We start from the raw sequence: 19,149 nt of genomic DNA on the forward strand, positions 1-19,149 counted from the left end.
CATGGCAGGTGTTCCACGCGGGCAGGCAGGTGCGGTGTGAACCCGTCCCGGGGGAGCGGCCGGCGCGTTCGGTCGATACCTGGGCCAAGCGTTACGAACTGACAGAAACCCGTAACCCGGAGGGCTCCGCAGAGAACGGTGTCCTCGTCACGATCGACATCCCGGGCGCCACTCCGCAGGAACCCCGCGACCCGTGCTGAGACCACCGGAGACAATGGACCCCGTGCGCTACCGCATTCTCGGCACCACCCAGGCACTCCGTGGCGACGGCACCCCCGTCCCGGTCGGCGGGGCGCGGCTGCGTGCCCTGCTGACCGTGCTCGCCCTGCGGCCGGGACGGACCGTACCCGCGGCCGTACTGGTCGACGAGGTGTGGGGCGCCGACCCGCCCGCCGACGCCACGGGCGCACTGCAGGCCCTGGTGGGCCGGCTGCGCAGGGCGCTCGGCGCGGACGCCATCACCTCCGCCGAGGGCGGCTACCGGCTGTGCGCGGCGGCCGACGACATCGACCTGCACCGCTTCGAACGGCTTGCCGGGGAGGGCGTCCGCGCGCTCGCCGACGGCGACCCCGGCAAGGCGGCCGTCGTCCTCGACGACGCCCTCGCGCTCTGGCGCGGCCCCGCCCTCGCCGACCTCCCGGACCGCACCGCCGAGTCGTCCCGCTGGGAGGCCCGCCGCCTCGACGCCCACCGAGCCCGCCTCACCGCGGCACTCGCCCTCGGCCAGGCCGAGCAGTACCTCCCCGACCTCACCGCCCTCAGCGACGCCCACCCCCTGGACGAGCCCCTCCAGGTCCTGCGCCTGCGCGCCCTGCGCGACGCGGGCCGCACCGCGGAGGCACTGGCGGGCTACGAATCCGTACGACAACTCCTCGCCGACCGTCTCGGCACCGACCCGGGCCCCGAACTGCGGTCGCTGCACGGGGAGTTGCTGCGCGGGGAAACGAGCAGGAACGGACACCGGCCGACGTCGTACGAGCAGACGCCCGGGCCCAACCCCCCGTCCGCCCCGCGCGAGCGCCCCGCGCCCCTCGGCAACCTCCGCGCCCGGCTCACCTCCTTCGTCGGCCGGCACACCGACCTGGAGACCATCCGCGGGGACCTCGGGGCCGCCCGGCTCGTCACCCTGCTCGGGCCCGGCGGGGCCGGCAAGACCCGGCTCTCCCAGGAAGCCGCCGAGAGCGTCGCCGCGTCCGTGCCCGACGGGGTGTGGCTGGCCGAACTCGCCCCCGTCGACGACCCGGAGGCCGTGCCCGAGGCCGTGCTCACCGCGGTCGGAGCGCGGGAGACCGTGCTGCGCGGCGCCGGCGCCGAGGAGATGCGGGCCGTCACCGACCGGCACGACGACCCCCTCGCCAGGCTCACCGAACACTGCGCCAAGCGCCGCATGCTGATCGTCCTCGACAACTGCGAACACGTCGTGGACGCCGCGGCCCGCCTCGTCGAACAGCTCCTGGAACGTTGCCCCGGACTGACCGTACTGGCCACGAGCCGCGAACCCCTCGGCGTACCGGGGGAGTTGCTGCGGCCGGTGGAACCGCTGCCCGAGCCCTACGCGCTGAAACTGCTCGCCGACCGGGGCGCCGCGGCCAGGCCCGGCTTCCGGGTCGACGCCGACGCCGAAACCGCAGCAGCCGCCGCCGAGATCTGCCGACGGCTCGACGGACTGCCGCTGGCCATCGAACTGGCCGCCGCCCGGCTGCGGATGCTCACCCCGCGCCAGATCGCCGACCGCCTCGACAACCGCTTCCGCCTTCTCACTTCAGGCAGCCGTACGGTCCTGCCGCGCCAGCAGACACTCCGTGCCGTCGTCGACTGGTCCTGGGACCTCCTCGACGCGGACGAACGGGACGTGCTGCGGCGGCTGTCCGTCTTCGCCGGCGGCTGCGACCTCGCCGCCGCCGAGGCCGTCTGCGGACCCGCCGCCCTGGAGCTGCTCGGCTCGCTCGTCGACAAGTCCCTTGTCGTCGCGGCGCCTTCCCCCCTGGGCGGGGCCGACGGCGAGATGCGCTACCGGCTCCTGGAGACCGTCGCCGAGTACGCCGGGCAGCGGCTCGACGAGTCCGGCGAGCGCCCCGCCGCCGAGCGAGCCCACCTCACGTACTACCGCGAACTCGCCCGCACCACCGACCCGAAGCTGCGCGGCCCCGGCCAGCGCGCGGCCATCGAACTGCTCCAGGTCGAGGGCGAGAACACGCGCGCCGCACTGCAGCACGCCGTCGCCGAACGCGACGAACAGGAGGCGCTCTGCCTCATCCTCTCCCTCGCCTGGTACTGGCAGATCCGCGACCTGCGCACGGCGGCACGCAACTGGACCCGCGAGATCATGGCGCTCGGCCCCGACCCGTTCGCGCCGCCCGCCGAGCCCGCCGTCCCGCTCTACGAACGGTGCACCGAGGCTCCGCCGCCGATGCGCCCCGAGGTCCTCGCCGAGGCCCGGCGCGGAGTCCACCTCCTCCATCTCGCCTGTATGGACCTGGAGTTGGAGACCTGGCAGACCCCGGAGGCCGAGGCGAAGCTGCTGGCCATCACCAAGACCTACCAGCCGGGGTACCCGCAGGTCTGCCGCAACCCCGGCTTCCTCTGGTTCTATGCCGTGATGCTCACCGGCGACATGGACCGGCTGCGCGAGGTCATCGACGCGAGCGTCGACACCTGCCGGGAGCTCGGCTACCAGTGGGAGCTGGCCGGCTCCCTGCAGATGCGCGCCAACATCCTTGCCAACCGCGCCGACTGGGCCGGTGACGCGACCCGTGACGCGGACGAGTCGCTGGAGATCTTCGTCCGCATCGGGGACGGCTGGGGCGCCGCCGAGGCGCTCTCCGCACGGGGTGAGGCCCGTGAACGCAAGGGCGAGTACCAACTCGCCGCGGCGGACTACCGGGCGGCCATCACCCACGCCGAACACCTCGGTGCCCGCGCCCAGACGGCCATCCTCACCACCCGCCTCGGCGGCGTGCTCATCGACTCGGGGGAGGCCGAGCGGGGCGAGCGGATGCTCCGCGACGTCCTGGAGCAGGGCCACGGAGCGCGCAACGAGGCGATGCCCGCGGCGCGGCTCTTCCTCGCGATGTGGCTCGGCCGCACCGGCCGGCTTGCCGAGGCCCGCATCCAGATGGACCGGATGCGTGAGGAGTTCGGCGCCGTCCACTTCGTGGTCTTCGACTCGTACGTGCTCGGGGTGGAGGCCTGGCTGGACGCCGTGGACGGGCTGTACGACGAAGCGGTGACGAAGGCGAGGGGTGCCCTGCAGCGGGCGCAGGACCCGCTGAGCAACATGATCTCGCCGAACATGACGTCGGCGCATCTTGCCACCGCCTCCCTCGCGCTGTCCGGCGTCGACGGCGGACAGCGGGTCCGGGACGCCGCCCGCTGTCTCGGTGCCGCCGACCGGCTGCTGCCGCCCGGCCACGTCCGGTCCGCGATCGAACGCCATGTGCGGGAGCGTGCCGAGACGGCCGTGCGCACCGCCCTCGACGACGAGGCGTACGAGGCCGCGTACGCGGAGGGCGGCGGCCTCTCCCCTACGGAGGCCGCCGCCCTGGTCTGACGACGCGGATCGTGGACGTGCCGTGGTCCGGACGAGCGTGAACGTCAGCTCTTGGTACGGAACTTGTGGATCGCGACCGGCGCCATCACGGCGGTGATCGCCACCGACCAGCCCAGGGTCACCCACAGGTCGTGCGCGACCGGTCCGCCCACCATCAGTCCGCGGGCCGCGTCGGCGAGCGTGGACAGCGGGTTGTAGTCGGTGAACGCCTGCAGCCAGCCGGGCATCGATGCCGTCGGGGCGAAGATGGACGAGCCGAACTGCAGCGGGAACAACACGAGGAATCCCATCGCCTGCACGGACTGTGCGTTCTTCAGGATCACGCCCAGGGTGAGGAACACCCACATGATCGACGAGGCGAACACCGCGGCCAGGCCCACGGCCGCGAACAGACCGGGCCAGCTGTTGATGTCGAACCCGACCAGGACGGCGACGATCATCAGCACGGTCGTCGCGAACAGCATGCGGACCAGTTCCACCGAGACCTTCGCGAACAGCACCGAGCCGCGCCCGATCGGCAGGGACCGGAAGCGGTCCATGACACCGGAGTTGAAGTCCTGGCTGAAGCCGGTGCCGACGCCCTGAGACAGCGTCATGCTCATCATCGCGATCATGCCGGGGATCACGTACTGCACGTACCCGTCCTGCCCGCCGCCCAGTGCCTGCCCGATCGAGCCGCCGAAGACGTACACGAACAGCAGGGTGAAGACGACCGGCATCAGCAGCGCGTCGAACATCGACTCGGGGTCCTGCCGGATCCACAGCAGGTTGCGGCGGACCAGGGCGCCGGTGTGGCGCAGATGACCGCGCAGCGGGATCCGGCCGTCGTCCTTGATGTCGTCCTTGATGCCGGCGGGGGAAAGCGTGGTGGCGCTCATACGGCGACCTCCTCGAGGTCGGGGGCGGGCGTCGCGTCCTGCGGGGCACTGGCGCGGTGACCCGTGAGGGACAGGAACACCTCGTCCAGGCTGGGCAGTTCGGTGGTGACGGAGGAGAGCGTGATGCCGCGCGCGATGACCGCGCCGACCACGGCGGTCAGCTGCTCGTCGCTGAGGATCGGGACCACGACGGCACCGCGTTCGGTGTCCACGGTGCTGGCGGCGAGGCCGGTGAGGCCCAGCTCGTCGAGCGCGGCGGCCAGGGGCCGCAGCTGCAGCGGATCGACCGGGCGGACCCGCAGGGTACGGCCGCCGACCTTCGCCTTCAGCTCCTCGATGGCGCCGTTCGCGATGACCTTGCCGTGGTCCACGACGGTCAGCTCGGAGGCGAGCTGCTCGGCCTCCTCCATGTACTGGGTGGTGAGCAGCACGGTGACACCGTCGCCGACCATCCGCTTGATCTCGGTCCACACCTCGTTGCGGGTGCGCGGGTCGAGACCGGTGGTGGGCTCGTCGAGGAACAGGACGGAGGGCTGCCCGATCATCGACGCGGCCAGGTCCAGCCGCCGCCGCATACCTCCGGAGTACGTGCTCGCCGGCCGCTTGGCGGCATCGGTGAGCGAGAAGCGCTCCAGCAGTTCGTCGGCGCGGGCGCGGGCGTCCTTGCGCGGCAGGTCGAGGAGCCGGCCGATCATGTAGAGGTTCTCCCAGCCCGGGAGCTTCTCGTCGACGGAGGCGTACTGGCCGGTGAGACCGATCACACGGCGCAGCTGCCGCGGCTGCCGTATGACGTCGTAGCCGGCGACGTTCGCCTGCCCGGAGTCGGGGGAGAGGAGGGTGGACAGGATGCGTACGAGGGTGGTCTTGCCGGCGCCGTTCGGTCCGAGCACACCCATCACGGTGCCCTCGCGGACGTCCAGGTCCACGCCGTCCAGTGCCTTGGTCTCGCCGTAGTGCTTGACCAGCCCCCGTACGGAGACGGCGGCGTTTCCGCCGCTGGGGTTCTTGTCGATTCGCGTCATGCCGCCAAGGTGCCAGCCCCCACCGACAAACCACCGACATGTTGCCGACAGCACCGGCAGACTCCCGACGAGTACCGCAACCATCAATTGAGGAACCACGACGGCGAGCAACCAGGTCCGCGAGAGCGGCGCCGGTTTAGGCGCAAAAGAGGGGCAGCCCGCCGACGGGGGAAATCGGCGGGCTGCCTGGTGCCACAGTGGACTAGTGGACGGAGTGCTCCTCCAGAGGGAACGTTCCGCCGACGACGTCGTCGGCGAAGGCCTTCGCCGCGCCGCCCATGACCTCACGCAGATTGGCGTACTGCTTCACGAACCGAGGCATCTTGCCCCCGGTGAGCCCGAGCATGTCCGTCCAGACCAGCACCTGCGCATCGGTGTCGGGCCCCGCCCCGATCCCCACGGTGGGAATGTGCAGCACCCGGGTCACCTCGGCGGCCAGCTCCGCGGGAACCAGTTCGAGGACGACCGCGAACGCGCCCGCGTCCTGGACGGCCTTGGCGTCCCGCAGAAGCTGCTGGGCGGCCTCCTCGCCGCGCCCCTGGACGCGGTACCCCATGGAGTTCACGGACTGGGGGGTGAGCCCGATGTGCGCCATCACCGGGATACCGGACTCCACGAGCAGCTCGATCTGCCGGTGCGACCGCTCGCCGCCCTCCAGCTTCACCGCTCCGACCCCGGCCTCCTTCACCAGCCGGGTCGCCGAGCGCAGCGCCTGCACGGGCCCCTCCTGGTAGGACCCGAAGGGCAGGTCGCCGACGATCAGTGCGCGCGAGGTGCCCCGTACGACGGCGGCCGAGAGCATGGTCATCTCGTCGAGGGTGACGGGCACGGTCGACTCGTACCCGAGGTGGCAGTTGCCCGCCGAGTCGCCGACGAGCATGACCGGGATGCCGGCCTCGTCGAAGACGGACGCGGTCATCGCGTCGTACGCGGTGAGCATCGGCCACTTCTCGCCGCGCTCCTTGGCGGTGGTGATGTCGCGGACGGTGATGCGGCGTGTGCCCTTGCCCCCGTACAGCGCCCTACTGCTGCTGTCGGTGGTCGCCTGGGCAGCCGAAAGCTGCGTCATTGCAACGGCTCCTTCTGTCATCTCGAAGCGCCCTCACGGCGTCTCCGGATCCCCTCCATGGTGGCACCTCGTGCCAGGGAACGGCTAGAGGGGGCACCCGCTCCCCAGGAGAGGGGGCACCCGCTCCCCACGGGCCCGTAAGGTCTCGGTAAAGGGTTTCAAATACGAGACGGTCTCGTATCGAATCTCCCCTAGGCTTTTCGGCATGACAACTCCCGCCGTCCCTGCCACCCGCATACCGGAAGCCGTGCACCGGCGCCGCTGGGCGATCCTCGGCGTCCTGATGCTGAGCCTGCTGATCGTCGTCCTGGACAACTCGATCCTGAACGTCGCGATCAAGACCATCTCGACGCCCGCCCCGACCGGCCTGGGGGCCACCCAGAGCGAGCTGGAATGGGCCATCAACGCCTACACCCTCGTCTTCGCGGGCCTGCTCTTCTCCGCGGGCCTCCTCGGCGACCGGCTCGGACGCAAGAAGGTCCTGCTCGGCGGACTCTTCGTCTTCGGCGTCGGCTCGGCGCTCGCGGCCTCCTCCGGAACGCCGGTCGAGCTCATCTCGTTCCGCGCGGTAATGGGCCTCGGCGCCGCCTTTGTGATGCCGGCCACCCTCGCGGTCCTCATGAACGTCTTCGAGCGCGACGAGCAGCCGAAGGCCATCGGCATCTGGGCGGGCGGCGTCGGCCTCGCCATCGCCATCGGCCCGATCACCGGAGGCGTGCTCCTCGACCACTTCTGGTGGGGATCGGTCTTCCTGATCAACGTGCCGATCGTGATCCTCGCCCTGGGCCTGATGATCTGGCTGGTCCCCGACTCCCGCGACCCGAAGCCGGGCCGGATCGACCCCGTGGGTGTCGTACTGTCCGTCATCGGTCTCGTCCTGCTCGTCTACGGCATCATCAAGGGCGGCCAGCTCGCCGACTTCACGGACCCCACGGTCCTCGCGACCATCGGCGCCGGACTCGCCGTACTCGTCGGCTTCGTGGTGTTCGAGAAGCGCAGCAGCCACCCGTCGATCGACGTCACGTACTTCAAGGACAAGGTCTTCTCGGCGGCGATCAGCGCCATCGCGCTCGTGTTCTTCGCGCTGATGGGCGTCACCTTCTTCGCCGTCTTCTACACCCAGAGCGTGCGCGGCTACTCGCCGCTGCAGACCGGCCTGCTGATGCTGCCGCTGGCCGTCGCACAGCTCGTCTTCGCGCCGCGCGCCCGGCTCGTCGTGGACCGCTTCGGCAACAAGGCCACCACCACCGGCGGCATGCTCCTGATCGCCGCCATGCTGGCCGCGTTCGCCGGTCTTGAGGCGGACACGCCGATCTGGATCCTTGAGGTCATCTTCTTCCTCATGGGCACCGGCATGGCGCACATCATGACGCCCACCAGCGTCGTGATCATGCAGGCCCTGCCCCGCGAGAAGGCGGGCTCCGCCTCCGCGCTCAGCAACACGTTCCGCCAGGTCGGAGGCGCCCTCGGCATCGCCGTACTCGGCTCGGTCCTGTCCGCCGCGTACCGCTCGGGCATCGAGGACAAGCTGCCCGCCGCGGCCCGGCACAGCGCGGGTGAGTCCATTGAGGCGACGCTCGGCTTCGCCGCGAAGCTCGGCCCCAAGGGAGACGCCCTCGTCGGCCCGGCCAACGAGGCCTTCCTGCACGCGATGCATGTCACGGCCCTGTGCGGCGCGGGTGTCGCCCTCGTCGGCGCCGTGGTCGTCGGCCTGTTCCTGCCGGGCCGCACACCGGCCCCGGCGGACAAGGAGGCGGAGCTGGTGAGCGCGGACAACTGAGCCGTACGGCAAGGATCCGGCCACCCGGGACGGCGAGTGACCGAACTCCCCGCGCGCCGGGGAGAATCAACGGGGCGGCCGGCCAACACGGGCGGCGGAACAGCGGGATTCGAGAGCGGAGCGAGGGCGTGGGCGTCGCGGAGCAGGAGGCGGGGGCGGCCGGCGGGGGCGGACCCGCCAGGGGACGCCCGCGCAGCGAGGCCGTCGAGCGCGCCATCATCGAGGGCGTCATGAAGCTGCTGGAGGAGGGCATTCCGCTCGCGGACATCTCCATCGAGCGGGTCGCCCGCATCGCCGGTGTGGGAAAGGCCACCATCTACCGGCGCTGGAGCGGTCGCGAGGCACTCTTCTGCGACGTGCTGCGCACCGCCGAACCGCCCGACCCCGAACTGCCCGGCGTCTCCATGCGCGAGGACCTGATCATCCTGCTCGAATCGCTGCGGCAGCAAGGTCTGGTCAACCGCTCCTCGGCGATCATGCACAACGTCCACGCGCAGATGAAGAGCAGCCCCAAGCTGTGGAAGGTCTACCACTCGGCCGTCATCGAACCGCGCCGCCGGAGGACGTTCGACGTGCTGCGCCGCGGCCAGCTCAACGGCGAACTCCGCGCGGACGTCGACGTGGAACTGGCCAACGACCTCTTCGTGGGCCCCATGCTCGTACGCGCCGTCGTCCGACCGGACGCAGAGCTGGAGGAGGGCCTGCCCGAACGGATCGTCGACACGGTCCTGGCGGGACTGGGACCCGCCGCCTCCTGAGTCCACCCGCAGAGGGCCGCCAACCCCCGCGGCAATGTGCGCGTTTCGTCACAGACCACTCCCATCGGGCTCGCAACCGGAACTCCTCACGTCGACTCTTTCGTCCTCGTGCCCATACGGCCGTCATGGCACGGCGAGAACAAACGCGATCATCCCCTAGGGTCTTAGACGCAGGGATGGTGTGCACGGCACTTGGTGAGGCGACGGTATGGCGCAGGCGTACAAGACGGAGACGGGCAGCGGTGACCAGGGGTCCGACCGCAGAGAACCCCGGCTTCGGCGCCTGCTCTCCACCCTCCGCAACGACCGGGGCATCTGGCGCCGGGGCATCGTCCTCGGCGCGTTCGCCCTCGTGCTCTCCCTGGTCATGGGGCTGCACGCGCGGATCCCGAACACCATCGGCAACCTCGGCAGCCTCACGGAGACGTTCCTGCCCTGGCTGGCCGTCCTCATCCCGGTGCTGCTCGTCCTGGCGCTGGTCCGCAGGTCCGCCACCGCGCTGATCGCCGTACTGCTGCCGGCGATCGTCTGGCTGAACCTCTTCGGCGGACTGCTCGCCGACCGGACAGGCAGTGGCGGAAATCTCACGGTCGCCACGCACAACGTCAACGCCGACAACCCGGACCCGGCCGGCACGGCCCGCGACGTGGCCGCGTCCGGCGCCGACGTGGTGGCCCTTGAGGAGCTGACGGCCTCGGCGGTCCCGGTGTACGAGCAGGCTCTGGACCCGACGTACAAGTACCACTCCGTGCAGGGCACGGTCGGCCTGTGGAGCAAGTACCCGCTGAGCGAGTCCCGGCCGGTCGACATCAAGCTCGGCTGGACGCGCGCGATGCGGGCCACGGTCACCGCGCCGGAGGGAAAGCTCGCGGTCTATGTGGCCCATCTCCCCTCCGTGCGGGTGAAGATGGAGGCCGGCTTCACCGCCCGCCAGCGCGACAAGAGCGCCGACGCGCTCGGTGAGGCCATCGCCGACGAGAAGCTTCCCCAGGTCGCCCTGCTCGGCGACCTGAACGGCACGATGAACGATCGCGCGCTGAACGCCGTCACCTCGCAGATGCGCTCCACGCAGGGCGCGGCGGGCAGCGGCTTCGGGTTCAGCTGGCCGGCGTCGTTCCCGATGGCCCGGATCGACCAGATCATGGTCAAGGGCGTCGAGCCGGTCACCTCCTGGACGCTCCCGGAGACGGGCAGTGACCACCTTCCGATCGCCGCCCGCGTGAAGCTTTCGGCAACCGGCTCGTAACCCCTGGGAATACTGGGCCTGAGACGCTTTGTTCCGTAGATGAACATAAGCTGTACGGAACACCGCACTCGTTTGGAAGGTCCCTCATGCCCCTGGCCCTGCTCGCCCTAGCCGTGGGCGCCTTCGGCATCGGCACCACCGAGTTCGTGATGATGGGCCTGCTGCCCGACGTCGCGGACGACCTGAACATCTCGATCCCCACCGCGGGACACCTGGTCTCGGCGTACGCGATCGGTGTCGTCATCGGCGCCCCGCTGCTCGCCGCGGTGACCGCCCGGATGTCCCGCCGCAAGGTCCTGATCGGTCTCATGGTGCTGTTCGTCGTGGGCAACACGCTCTCGGCCTTCGCCCCCGACCACCACTCCCTCCTCGCCGCCCGCTTCCTCAGCGGCCTGCCGCACGGCGCCTTCTTCGGCGTCGGAGCCGTCGTCGCCACCAGCATGGTCGCCCCCGAGCGCAAGGCCCGCGCCGTCTCCCTGATGTTCCTCGGCCTGACCGTCGCGAACATCGCGGGCGTGCCCGCCGCGACCCTGGTCGGCCAGAACTTCGGCTGGCGCGCCACGTTCCTGGGCGTCAGCGTGATCGGCCTGGTGGCCATCGCCTCCCTGGCCCTGGTACTGCCCCGCGACCACAGCCACACCCCCGCCGCCGGACTCCGAAGCGAACTGGCCGCGCTCAAGTCCCTCCCGGTCTGGCTGGCCCTCGGCACCACCGTCGCCGGCTTCGGAGCCCTCTTCTCGGCGTACAGCTACATCACGCCGATGCTCACGGACTCCGCCGGATACGCCGATTCCAGCGTGACCCTGCTGCTCGCGCTGTTCGGCGTCGGCGCGACGATCGGCAACCTGCTCGGCGGCCGCCTGGCCGACCGCTCGATGCGCGGCACCCTCTTCGGCGGCCTGGTCGCCCTGGTGGCGGTCCTGCTCCTCTTCCCGGTCCTCATGGCCACGGCATGGAGCGCGCCCCTGGCCGTGGTCCTCCTGGGCACAGCGGCGTTCGTCACCAGCTCCCCCCTCCTCCTGATGGTCATGGAAAAGGCATCCTCGGCCCCGTCCCTGGCCTCGTCCGCCAACCAGGCCGCGTTCAACCTTGCCAATGCCGGTGGTGCGTGGATCGGTGGGCTCACGCTGGCGGCGGGCTTCGGCACGACGTCGCCCGCCCTGGCGGGCGCAGCCCTGGCGGTACTGGGCCTGGGCGTAGCAACACTCGCGTACGTGGTGGATCGTCGGAGGGTGACGGTCCGTGCCGGACGCGTTGTTGCCGGGGGTGTTCCGCGGCAGGTGGAGACTGCTGCCCGTCGGTGACCTCCGGCGGTTGTCTGCGGGTTGTCGGGGGCTGGTCGCGCAGTTCCCCGCGCCCCTTGGGTTCGTGGTGGGGCGGGGACGCGCCGGGACATCCGAGCTTGCTCTGTGGGAAGTCGGGTGGGCCGGGAAGCGCGGCGCTCGCACGTCCCGGCACGTCCCCTCGCGTCTCGGGGACGGGCGCCGGTCCGGTGCCCGTCCCGCTCAGACGTTCTCGCGCCGCCTGTTGGTGACCGGCCTGTTGGTGACCGGCAGGCGGCGGTCCTTGCCGAACCCCTTCGCCGAGATCTTGGTCCCCGGCGGGCACTGCCGCCGCTTGTACTCCGCCGCGTCGGCGATCCGCAGGGTCTTCGTGACCCCGCGCCCCTGAAGACCTGAGCGGGGCCGCGCCCCTGGCTTTTGTCCTTGGGGGCGGTAGCCCCTGCTTTTAAGGGGCGCGGGGAACTGCGCGCTCAGCCCCCACCGGGCTGTAGTCGACACACAACATGAACCCCCACCCACCTCAGGGGCGCGGGGAACTGCGCGACCGGCCCCCAGTCGCCCGCAGGCGACGAACATGCGGAACAAGCCCCCCGCCTCGATCATGGGCACCAATGATCAAGCCCCGCCCGACCACAGCCACCCTCCTGGCCCTCGGCGCGCTCGCCTACACCGCCTGGACACTCGAAGTCGTCCTGACGACAGACCTCGCCCCCGCGCACACGTACGTGAGCGAACTGGCCGCCCGGAACCAGCCGCACGGCACCCTGTTCCGCACGACGGACCTGCTCGCGGGTGTCCTGGTGTGGGCCGCCGGCCTGCTGGCACTGCTGCGGCTGCCCTCCCCGGGGCGGTGGACAAGGGTTGGCTGGGTCGCACTCGTTCTGTTCGGTATGGCCACAGCCGTCGACTCCCGCCTGCCGCTCAGCTGCGCCCCCACCGCGGACCCGACCTGCGCCGCCCAGGAGCGCGCGGGCCTGCTACCGGTGGCCCATTCCGCGCACTCCGTGAGCAGCACGGTCGCCCTGTGCGGCATCCTCGTCGCCATGCCGGCCCTCACCCTCGCCGCCCGCAGGTACGCGCCCCGGGCGCCCCTGGCCCGCTCCGGCCCCGCCCTGGTGACGCTCGAACTGGCAGCCACCGCCTGGACGCTGACCACGATCGCCGCGCTGGAGACGGGCCACGCCGCCTGGGGCCTGGGCGTGGCCCAACGCCTTCAGGTGGGCGTCATCGCGGTCTGGCTGACGGTCCTGGCCGTCTCACTGGTACGCCCCACGCCACCCGGCCCATCACTTCGGACCCGTATCCCGAACGCCGACGCGGACGACAGGCAACGCACACCGTCCGCCTCCGGGGACCACCCATGACCTTCGCCCGCATCTCCGGAGTTCCCCACCACATCCGCGTCGACGGCACCGGCCCCGTCTGCATCCTCAGCGCCGGCCTGGGGATGGCCTGGTTCGACTGGAACCCCGTGATCCCGCTCCTCGCCCCGCACCGCACAATCATCCGCTTCGACCGCCCGGGGCTCGGGCTAAGCGGCCACGCGCGCGCGTGGCCCACGCTCACCGGTGAGGCGGAGCGCATCGCGCGCGTGCTCGACGCGGCCGGGGTCGGAGCGGAGACGCCCGTGACCGTGGTGGGGCACTCGCTAGCCGGGTTCCACTGCGAGGCGTTCGCCCGGCTCTTCCCGGAGCGGACGGCCGGGCTCGTGCTGATCGACGCCAGCGTCGAGGAGGCACCCCGCCCCAGGAGGGCCCCCGAGTTCGCGGACGCGTGCACGCGCGCGTACGGCACGTTCCTGTCCACCGCGGGCGTCCCGCGTGCGCTCGGCCCCCTCCTGCGGCGTACCGCGGTCCGGGCCGGACGGCACACCGGCGGCGACCCGGCCCCGTACGACCTCGTCCGCCGCGCCTACTCCACCAGCCGCTTCCTGCACGCGGTCCTCGCCGAGAACGGCCGCTACCGGGACCAGGCGGTCGAACTGGCCTCCCTGAGAGGCCGGTCTCCGCTCGACGCGCCCGTCACCGTGCTCGCCGCGTACGAGGGTGGCTCACGTCACTGGCTCGACCGGCAGAGCGCGCTCGCCGAACGACTCGGCGGCACCTTCCGGGTGTCCGAGCCCGCGGGCCATCTGGTCATGCTCGACCGCCCCCAGGACGTCGCGGACGCGATCCTGGAGACATGAGCGCGCCCGCCCCTCGCCGACAAGGACGAGAGACGGGCGCACCACACAGCACAAGCCTCAGCGACGGTACGAAGTCACATAACCGGGCGCGGGCGAACCCACCCCGGTGACATCGTCGTACCCCCGCACGGCCTTCAGCGAGCTGTCCTTGCCGAGGCTGCGGACGGAGGTCAGCAGACCCTCCGACGCGTCGAACGCGTTGACGAAGTCGACGCGCGCCACCGCGAGGTCGCGGCCCGTCGGGCGGTCCGTGACGTCGTGGTAGAGCTTCGAGCCGTACCGGTCGTAGATCGCCGGGTTGGCGAAGCCGATCGGGTGGCCGCCGCGCTGCTGCTGGGCGAGCGCCTGGATGCCCGCGATGACGGGGGAGGCGAGCGAGGTGCCGCCGATGCGGTACTCGTCGTATTTCTGGGTCCCGTCCGGGAAGGTCTGCGTCTGCCCGACCAGGAACCCGGTGTTGGGGTCGGCGATCGCGGAGATGTCGGGAACCGTGCGCATGGCCGTCCGGCCGTTCGCCTTCGCGAGCCCCGACGGCACGACCCCCCGCTGGTAGAACGGCTGCTTCACCGTCGCGCTGGTGCCGCCGCCCGCGCCGGAGGTGTACGCGCCCGGGAAGTCGGTCCAGCTCTTGCCGTCGTCCGACAGCGTGGCCCTGAGCGTGCCCCAGCCGGTCTCCCACTTGTACGTGTCGCCCTTGCCGACGGCCAGTGAGGTGCCGCCGACCGCCGTCACCCACGCCGAGTTGGCCGGGGTGTCGACCTGCTTCGTACCGGTGTTCGCGACCTCGTCGCCGTTGTCGCCCGACGAGAAGTAGAAGCCGATGCCCTCGATCGCGCCGAGCTGGAAGACCTGGTCGTAGGCGGCGGCGAGGTCCGGCGTCTGGTTGGCCTCGATGTCGCCCCACGAGTTGGAGACGATGTCGGCCAGATGCCCGTCGACGATCTTGCCGAGCGAGTCGAGCAGATCGTCGTCGTAGCAGGACTCGGCGCCCACGTAGACGATGTTCGAGGCGGGCGCGACGGCGTGCACGGCCTCGACGTCGAGGGTCTCCTCGCCGTACCAGCCCGCCGCCCCGCACTCCTCTGTCCGCGTGTACTGCGTCGGCAGCACCTGGCTCAACTGCCCGCCGCCGTACGCCGCGTCGCCGTGCTTCGCCGCGTACGTGGCCGCGTCCGCCGCGATGGTCGGCGAGGCGTACGCGTCCGTGATCGCCACGGTCACGCCCTTGCCGGTCGCCCGGCCCGCCCCGTACGCGGCCCGCAGCTGCCTGCCGGTGTAACCCTTGACGGCGTACGGGATCTTCGTGCCGTACGCCTTCGGGAGCGTCGTCGCGGTCTTCGAGCCGTAGTACGAGGAGAACGGCCCGGCGTTGTGGAACACGGCGTCCGGTGGCGGCAGCGTGTCGGAGTGGTTCGCCTTGTGCGGGGCGTTGTCCAGGCCGGTGACGGTCAGGACGGCGCCGTTCAGGCCCGCGGGAGCCGAGGCGGTCTTCGAGGGAGCCCGGTAGGTCTTCTTGCCCTTGGCGTAGTTGTGCAGCTGGGTGCCGAACGCCTTCTCCGCGTCGGCCACTTCACCCGTCACCGAGAGGTAGTGCCGTGTGGTGCCGGTGACGGTCAGGCCCGCCGACTTCAACCACGCGGTCACCTCGGCCACTTGGGCCCTGGTCGCGCCGAAGCGGGCCTCGGCCTGCCCCGCGCTCAGGTACTTCCCGTACGAGGGCGACGACGGGTCGGAGACCGCCTTGGCGTAGGCGCTCAGGCCCGCCGCGTCCCGGCCGGCGAGGTAGACCCGGGCCGAGACCCGGGAGGCGTCCGCCGTGGCTCCCTTGTCCGCCTGGGCGGTGGCCCACAGCGGTTTGGTGCCCTGGAGCGTGTCACGGCCGTCCGGGTCGGTCGACGCATGGGCCGCGGGTATGCCGAGTGCCAGCGCGCCGGCGAGCAGAGGCAGCGTCGCCGCCATGCTCACTCCGGCACGCACCGCGGCTCGGTTGGATCTCATGGAGAACCCCCTAATGGATCTCTGGATGGGGGTCACTCTTGCGATGAACCGTTCATGCCAGGGGAATGGCGGGGACATGGCTGGGCCAAGAAGCGCCCAAGGAACCGCATGTGCAAGGGATTTGGGGCGCGATGCCCGACATGAACCGGGTCGCGCCCCAGTGGCCTCCCGGCCGGGAGGCTCCCCGCGGGGCCCGGCTCAGCGGCTCAGCGCCGGGCGCAGGCCTGCGACTTCAGCAGCAGGCATGCGGCCTTGGGCTCAGGCCTGCGGCCTTGGGCTCAGGCCTCCGGCTTCGCGCCGCGCTTCTTCAGCAGGTCGGTGATGAGCTGCATCTCCGACTCCTGGGCCTGGACCATCCCCTGCGCGAGCCGTCGCTCGACGCCGACCTTGCACCGCTCCACACAGCCCTTGGCCATGTGCACCCCGCCCATGTGGTGGGCGTACATGAGCTGCAGATAGCGGATCTCGGCGGCCTCGCCGTTCAGCTTGCCCAGCGACTCCATCTGGGCCGTCGTCGCCATGCCAGGCATCAGCGAACCGTCCCCGGCGGACGGCATGCCACTCATGTCCATCCACGCCATCGGCTCCTCGGCCGACACCTTGGGCAGCTCCCACAGGTCCAGCCAGCCGAGCATCATGCCGCGCTGGTTGGCCTGCGTCTGCGCGATGTCGTACGCGAGACGGCGTACCTCTTCGTTCTTGGTCCGGTCGCGCACGATGTACGACATCTCGACGGCCTGCTGGTGGTGCACCGCCATGTCCCGCGCGAAGCCGGCGTCCGCGGAGTCCGCCGCCGGGGGCTTCATGCCGGAGTCGTCGCCGTCGGCGACCGCGTACGTGATCGCCCCGGCCGCCACGACCACGGCCGCGGCGACTCCGGAGATCCAGCCGGCGAACTTCATCTTCCTCACTGCGACAGGCCGTTGGTGCAGGCGGCGCCCGGCTCGGGCGTCTGCTTGCCCTGGACGTACGTCTCGAAGAACTTGGCGACGTTCGGGTCGCTCGCACTCGTCACCGTACGCTGATGACCCCACGCGGAGAGCATGATCGGGTCCTTCTGGTCCTCGACCGGGCTCATCAGCGTGTAGGGGGTCTTCTTGACCTTCTCCGAGAGCGTCTTCACGTCCGCGTCCGACGCCTTGCTGTTGTACGTCACCCAGACCGCGCCGTGCTCGAGCGAGTGCACGGCGTTCACGTTCTTGACCGCCTTGGTGTAGACGTCGCCGTTGCAGTTCATCCACACCTGGTTGTGGTCACCGCCGACCGGGGGCTCCATCGGGTACTTCACGTCCTTGGTGACGTGGTTCTGCGTGAGCTTGGTGCTCCACGTCTTCACCCCGTCCTTGCCCGTGACGAACTTCCCCGACGTCGACTTCGAGTCGCCCGACGCGCTGTCCTTGTCGTCGGACTGCGAGTTGATGAGGAAGGCACCGCCGGCGACGAGACCGGCGACGACGATCACGCTCGCGGTGATCGTGAGGATCCGGCTGCGGCGCTCACGGGCCTGCTCGGCGCGCCGCATCTCCTCTATCCGCGCCTTGCGCGACTTGGACTCTGTCTTCTTGGCGGAACCCATGGGGTGGTCCTTCTGGGGGAAAGGGACAGTCGTGTGGTCCGCTGATCGTAGTGGGGGAGAAGTGGATGTACGCGGGGAGGCCGGAGGAATGGCCAAATGAGGGTTTCGTCACCTGCCCGGAGACAGCAGCGGCCGGCCATTACATGCGCGGCGCTCAGCGGGCAAGATGGGCGTCAGAGCAGTACACCTGCCGTATGTCAGGCGTTCAGGCGGAGGTCGGCCGGGCGATCTGGGTCCGCAACGCGCATGAAATGCTGTTGTGGTGTGATGCGCAGGTGCCCGACCGCCTCCCTGGGACGGGAGCAGGCGGCCTGACCAGCAAGATTGGGTGGAAGCGGAAGATGGACAAGCAGCAGGAGTTCGTGCTCCGTACTTTGGAAGAGCGCGACATCCGTTTCGTACGCCTGTGGTTCACGGACGTGCTGGGCTTTCTCAAGTCCGTGGCCGTGGCCCCGGCCGAGCTGGAGCAGGCCTTCGACGAGGGCATCGGCTTCGACGGGTCGGCCATCGAGGGCTTCGCCCGCGTCTACGAGTCCGACATGATCGCCAAGCCGGACCCCTCGACCTTCCAGGTCCTGCCGTGGCGTGCGGAGGCTCCCGGCACGGCCCGGATGTTCTGCGACATCCTGATGCCGGACGGCTCGCCGTCCTTCGCGGACCCGAGGTATGTGCTGAAGAGGGCCCTGGCCAAGGCCTCCGACCTGGGCTTCACCTTCTACACCCACCCCGAGATCGAGTTCTTCCTGCTGAAGGACAAGCCGGTTGACGGCTCGCGCCCGACGCCCGCCGACAACTCCGGCTACTTCGACCACACCCCGCAGAACGTCGGCATGGACTTCCGCCGCCAGGCGATCACCATGCTGGAGTCGATGGGCATCTCGGTCGAGTTCTCCCACCACGAGGGCGCCCCGGGTCAGCAGGAGATCGACCTCCGCTACGCGGACGCGCTCTCGACGGCGGACAACATCATGACGTTCCGCCTGGTCATGAAGCAGGTGGCGCTGGAGCAGGGCGTGAACGCGACGTTCATGCCGAAGCCGTTCTCGGAGCACCCGGGCAGCGGCATGCACACGCACCTCTCCCTCTTCGAGGGCGACCGCAACGCCTTCTACGAGTCGGGCTCCGAGTACCAGCTCTCCAAGGTCGGCCGCTCCTTCATCGCGGGCCTGCTGAAGCACGCGGCGGAGATCGCGGCGGTGACGAACCAGTGGGTCAACTCGTACAAGCGGATCTGGGGCGGCTCGGAGCGCACGGCGGGTGCCGGTGGCGAGGCCCCCTCGTACATCTGCTGGGGTCACAACAACCGCTCGGCCCTGGTCCGAGTTCCCATGTACAAGCCCGGCAAGACAGGCTCGGCCCGTGTGGAGGTCCGCTCCCTGGACTCCGGCGCGAACCCTTACCTGGCCTACGCGATGCTCCTCGCCGCCGGCCTCAAGGGCATCGAGGAGGGCTACGAGCTCCCCCCGGGCGCCGAGGACGACGTCTGGGCCCTCTCCGACGCCGAACGCCGCGCGATGGGGATCGAGCCCCTCCCTCAGAACCTCGGCGAGGCCCTGACCCTCATGGAACGCAGCGACCTCGTCGCCGAAACCCTCGGCGAACACGTCTTCGACTTCTTCCTCCGCAACAAGCGCCAGGAGTGGGAGGAGTACCGCTCCGAGGTGACGGCGTTCGAGCTGCGGAAGAACCTGCCGGTGCTGTAAGCGCAGGTCAGCGAGGTATCCAGCTGATCAGCCGATTCGACACCTTGGGGCCGACGGTCGTGGACCGGCGGCCCCAAGGTGTTTTATTGCCCCTGGGCCGC

15 protein-coding genes are annotated in these 19,149 nt (G+C 70.6%); 8 read left to right on the plus strand and 7 right to left on the minus strand.

All coding sequences use genetic code 11. The features are described 5' to 3' along the window. Positions 1-214: 214 nt before the first annotated feature. Positions 215-3,550, plus strand: a complete 3,336-nt coding sequence (locus tag QF035_RS36850; RefSeq protein WP_307531713.1) for an AfsR/SARP family transcriptional regulator — start codon at positions 215-217, stop codon at positions 3,548-3,550. Positions 3,551-3,594: 44 nt separating this feature from the next. Here the strand turns inward: QF035_RS36850 and QF035_RS36855 are convergent, their stop codons facing one another. The 3 genes from QF035_RS36855 to panB form a co-directional block, all read right to left on the minus strand. Further along, positions 3,595-4,428 (minus strand): ABC transporter permease, encoded by an 834-nt coding sequence (locus tag QF035_RS36855; RefSeq protein WP_307525180.1) that lies wholly within the window; start codon positions 4,426-4,428, stop codon positions 3,595-3,597. Then, positions 4,425-5,450, minus strand: coding sequence for an ATP-binding cassette domain-containing protein (locus QF035_RS36860; RefSeq protein ID WP_307525182.1), 1,026 nt, complete (start codon positions 5,448-5,450; stop codon positions 4,425-4,427). The genes QF035_RS36855 and QF035_RS36860 overlap by 4 nt, the downstream gene beginning before the upstream one ends. A 202-nt stretch (positions 5,451-5,652) precedes the next feature. After that, positions 5,653-6,519, minus strand: coding sequence for a 3-methyl-2-oxobutanoate hydroxymethyltransferase (panB, locus tag QF035_RS36865; RefSeq protein ID WP_307525183.1), 867 nt, complete (start codon positions 6,517-6,519; stop codon positions 5,653-5,655). Positions 6,520-6,724: 205 nt separating this feature from the next. Here panB and QF035_RS36870 point away from each other — a divergent pair, with 205 nt between their 5' ends. The 4 genes from QF035_RS36870 to QF035_RS36885 all read left to right on the plus strand — a co-directional run bounded on the left by QF035_RS36870 (position 6,725) and on the right by QF035_RS36885 (position 11,607). Continuing rightward, a complete protein-coding gene (locus tag QF035_RS36870) occupies positions 6,725-8,299 on the plus strand; it encodes an MFS transporter (RefSeq protein ID WP_307525185.1) in 1,575 nt (524 codons plus the stop codon). Positions 8,300-8,427: 128 nt separating this feature from the next. Continuing rightward, positions 8,428-9,057, plus strand: coding sequence for a TetR/AcrR family transcriptional regulator (locus tag QF035_RS36875; RefSeq protein WP_307525187.1), 630 nt, complete (start codon positions 8,428-8,430; stop codon positions 9,055-9,057). A 208-nt stretch (positions 9,058-9,265) separates the two neighbouring features. After that, entirely contained in the window at positions 9,266-10,303 is a 1,038-nt protein-coding gene (locus tag QF035_RS36880; protein WP_307525189.1) for an endonuclease/exonuclease/phosphatase family protein, read from the plus strand. Positions 10,304-10,389: 86 nt separating this feature from the next. Further along, a complete protein-coding gene (locus QF035_RS36885) occupies positions 10,390-11,607 on the plus strand; it encodes an MFS transporter (RefSeq protein ID WP_307525191.1) in 1,218 nt (405 codons plus the stop codon). 201 nt (positions 11,608-11,808) lie between these two features. Here QF035_RS36885 and QF035_RS36890 read toward each other — a convergent pair whose 3' ends face one another. Beyond that, positions 11,809-12,084: a hypothetical protein gene (locus tag QF035_RS36890; RefSeq protein WP_307532061.1), complete on the minus strand. Its 276-nt coding sequence runs from the start codon at positions 12,082-12,084 to the stop codon at positions 11,809-11,811. Between the two features lie 113 nt (positions 12,085-12,197). Between QF035_RS36890 and QF035_RS36895 the strand changes: the two genes are divergently transcribed. Then, positions 12,198-12,950, plus strand: a complete 753-nt coding sequence (locus tag QF035_RS36895; protein WP_307525193.1) for a DUF998 domain-containing protein — start codon at positions 12,198-12,200, stop codon at positions 12,948-12,950. Next, the gene (locus QF035_RS36900) at positions 12,947-13,771 is read left to right on the plus strand and encodes an alpha/beta fold hydrolase (protein WP_307525195.1); all 825 of its coding nucleotides are present in this window, start codon (positions 12,947-12,949) and stop codon (positions 13,769-13,771) included. The genes QF035_RS36895 and QF035_RS36900 overlap by 4 nt, the downstream gene beginning before the upstream one ends. A 57-nt stretch (positions 13,772-13,828) precedes the next feature. On the opposite strand, the gene QF035_RS36905 is transcribed toward QF035_RS36900, so the two are convergent. The 3 genes from QF035_RS36905 to QF035_RS36915 form a co-directional block, all read right to left on the minus strand. After that, the gene (locus tag QF035_RS36905) at positions 13,829-15,769 is read right to left on the minus strand and encodes a S53 family peptidase (RefSeq protein ID WP_307525196.1); all 1,941 of its coding nucleotides are present in this window, start codon (positions 15,767-15,769) and stop codon (positions 13,829-13,831) included. 278 nt (positions 15,770-16,047) lie between these two features. Then, complete coding sequence (locus QF035_RS36910; RefSeq protein ID WP_307525198.1) at positions 16,048-16,671, minus strand: DUF305 domain-containing protein; 624 nt, start codon at positions 16,669-16,671, stop codon at positions 16,048-16,050. 5 nt (positions 16,672-16,676) lie between these two features. Continuing rightward, the gene (locus QF035_RS36915; RefSeq protein ID WP_307525200.1) at positions 16,677-17,345 is read right to left on the minus strand and encodes a DUF3105 domain-containing protein; all 669 of its coding nucleotides are present in this window, start codon (positions 17,343-17,345) and stop codon (positions 16,677-16,679) included. 341 nt (positions 17,346-17,686) lie between these two features. Here QF035_RS36915 and glnA point away from each other — a divergent pair, with 341 nt between their 5' ends. Continuing rightward, positions 17,687-19,048, plus strand: a complete 1,362-nt coding sequence (gene glnA / locus QF035_RS36920; RefSeq protein ID WP_307525202.1) for a type I glutamate--ammonia ligase — start codon at positions 17,687-17,689, stop codon at positions 19,046-19,048. The last annotated feature ends 101 nt before the right edge of the window (positions 19,049-19,149 follow it).

Origin of the sequence: Streptomyces umbrinus, from assembly GCF_030817415.1 — a bacterium.
In the GTDB taxonomy this organism is placed as follows: domain Bacteria; phylum Actinomycetota; class Actinomycetes; order Streptomycetales; family Streptomycetaceae; genus Streptomyces; species Streptomyces umbrinus_A.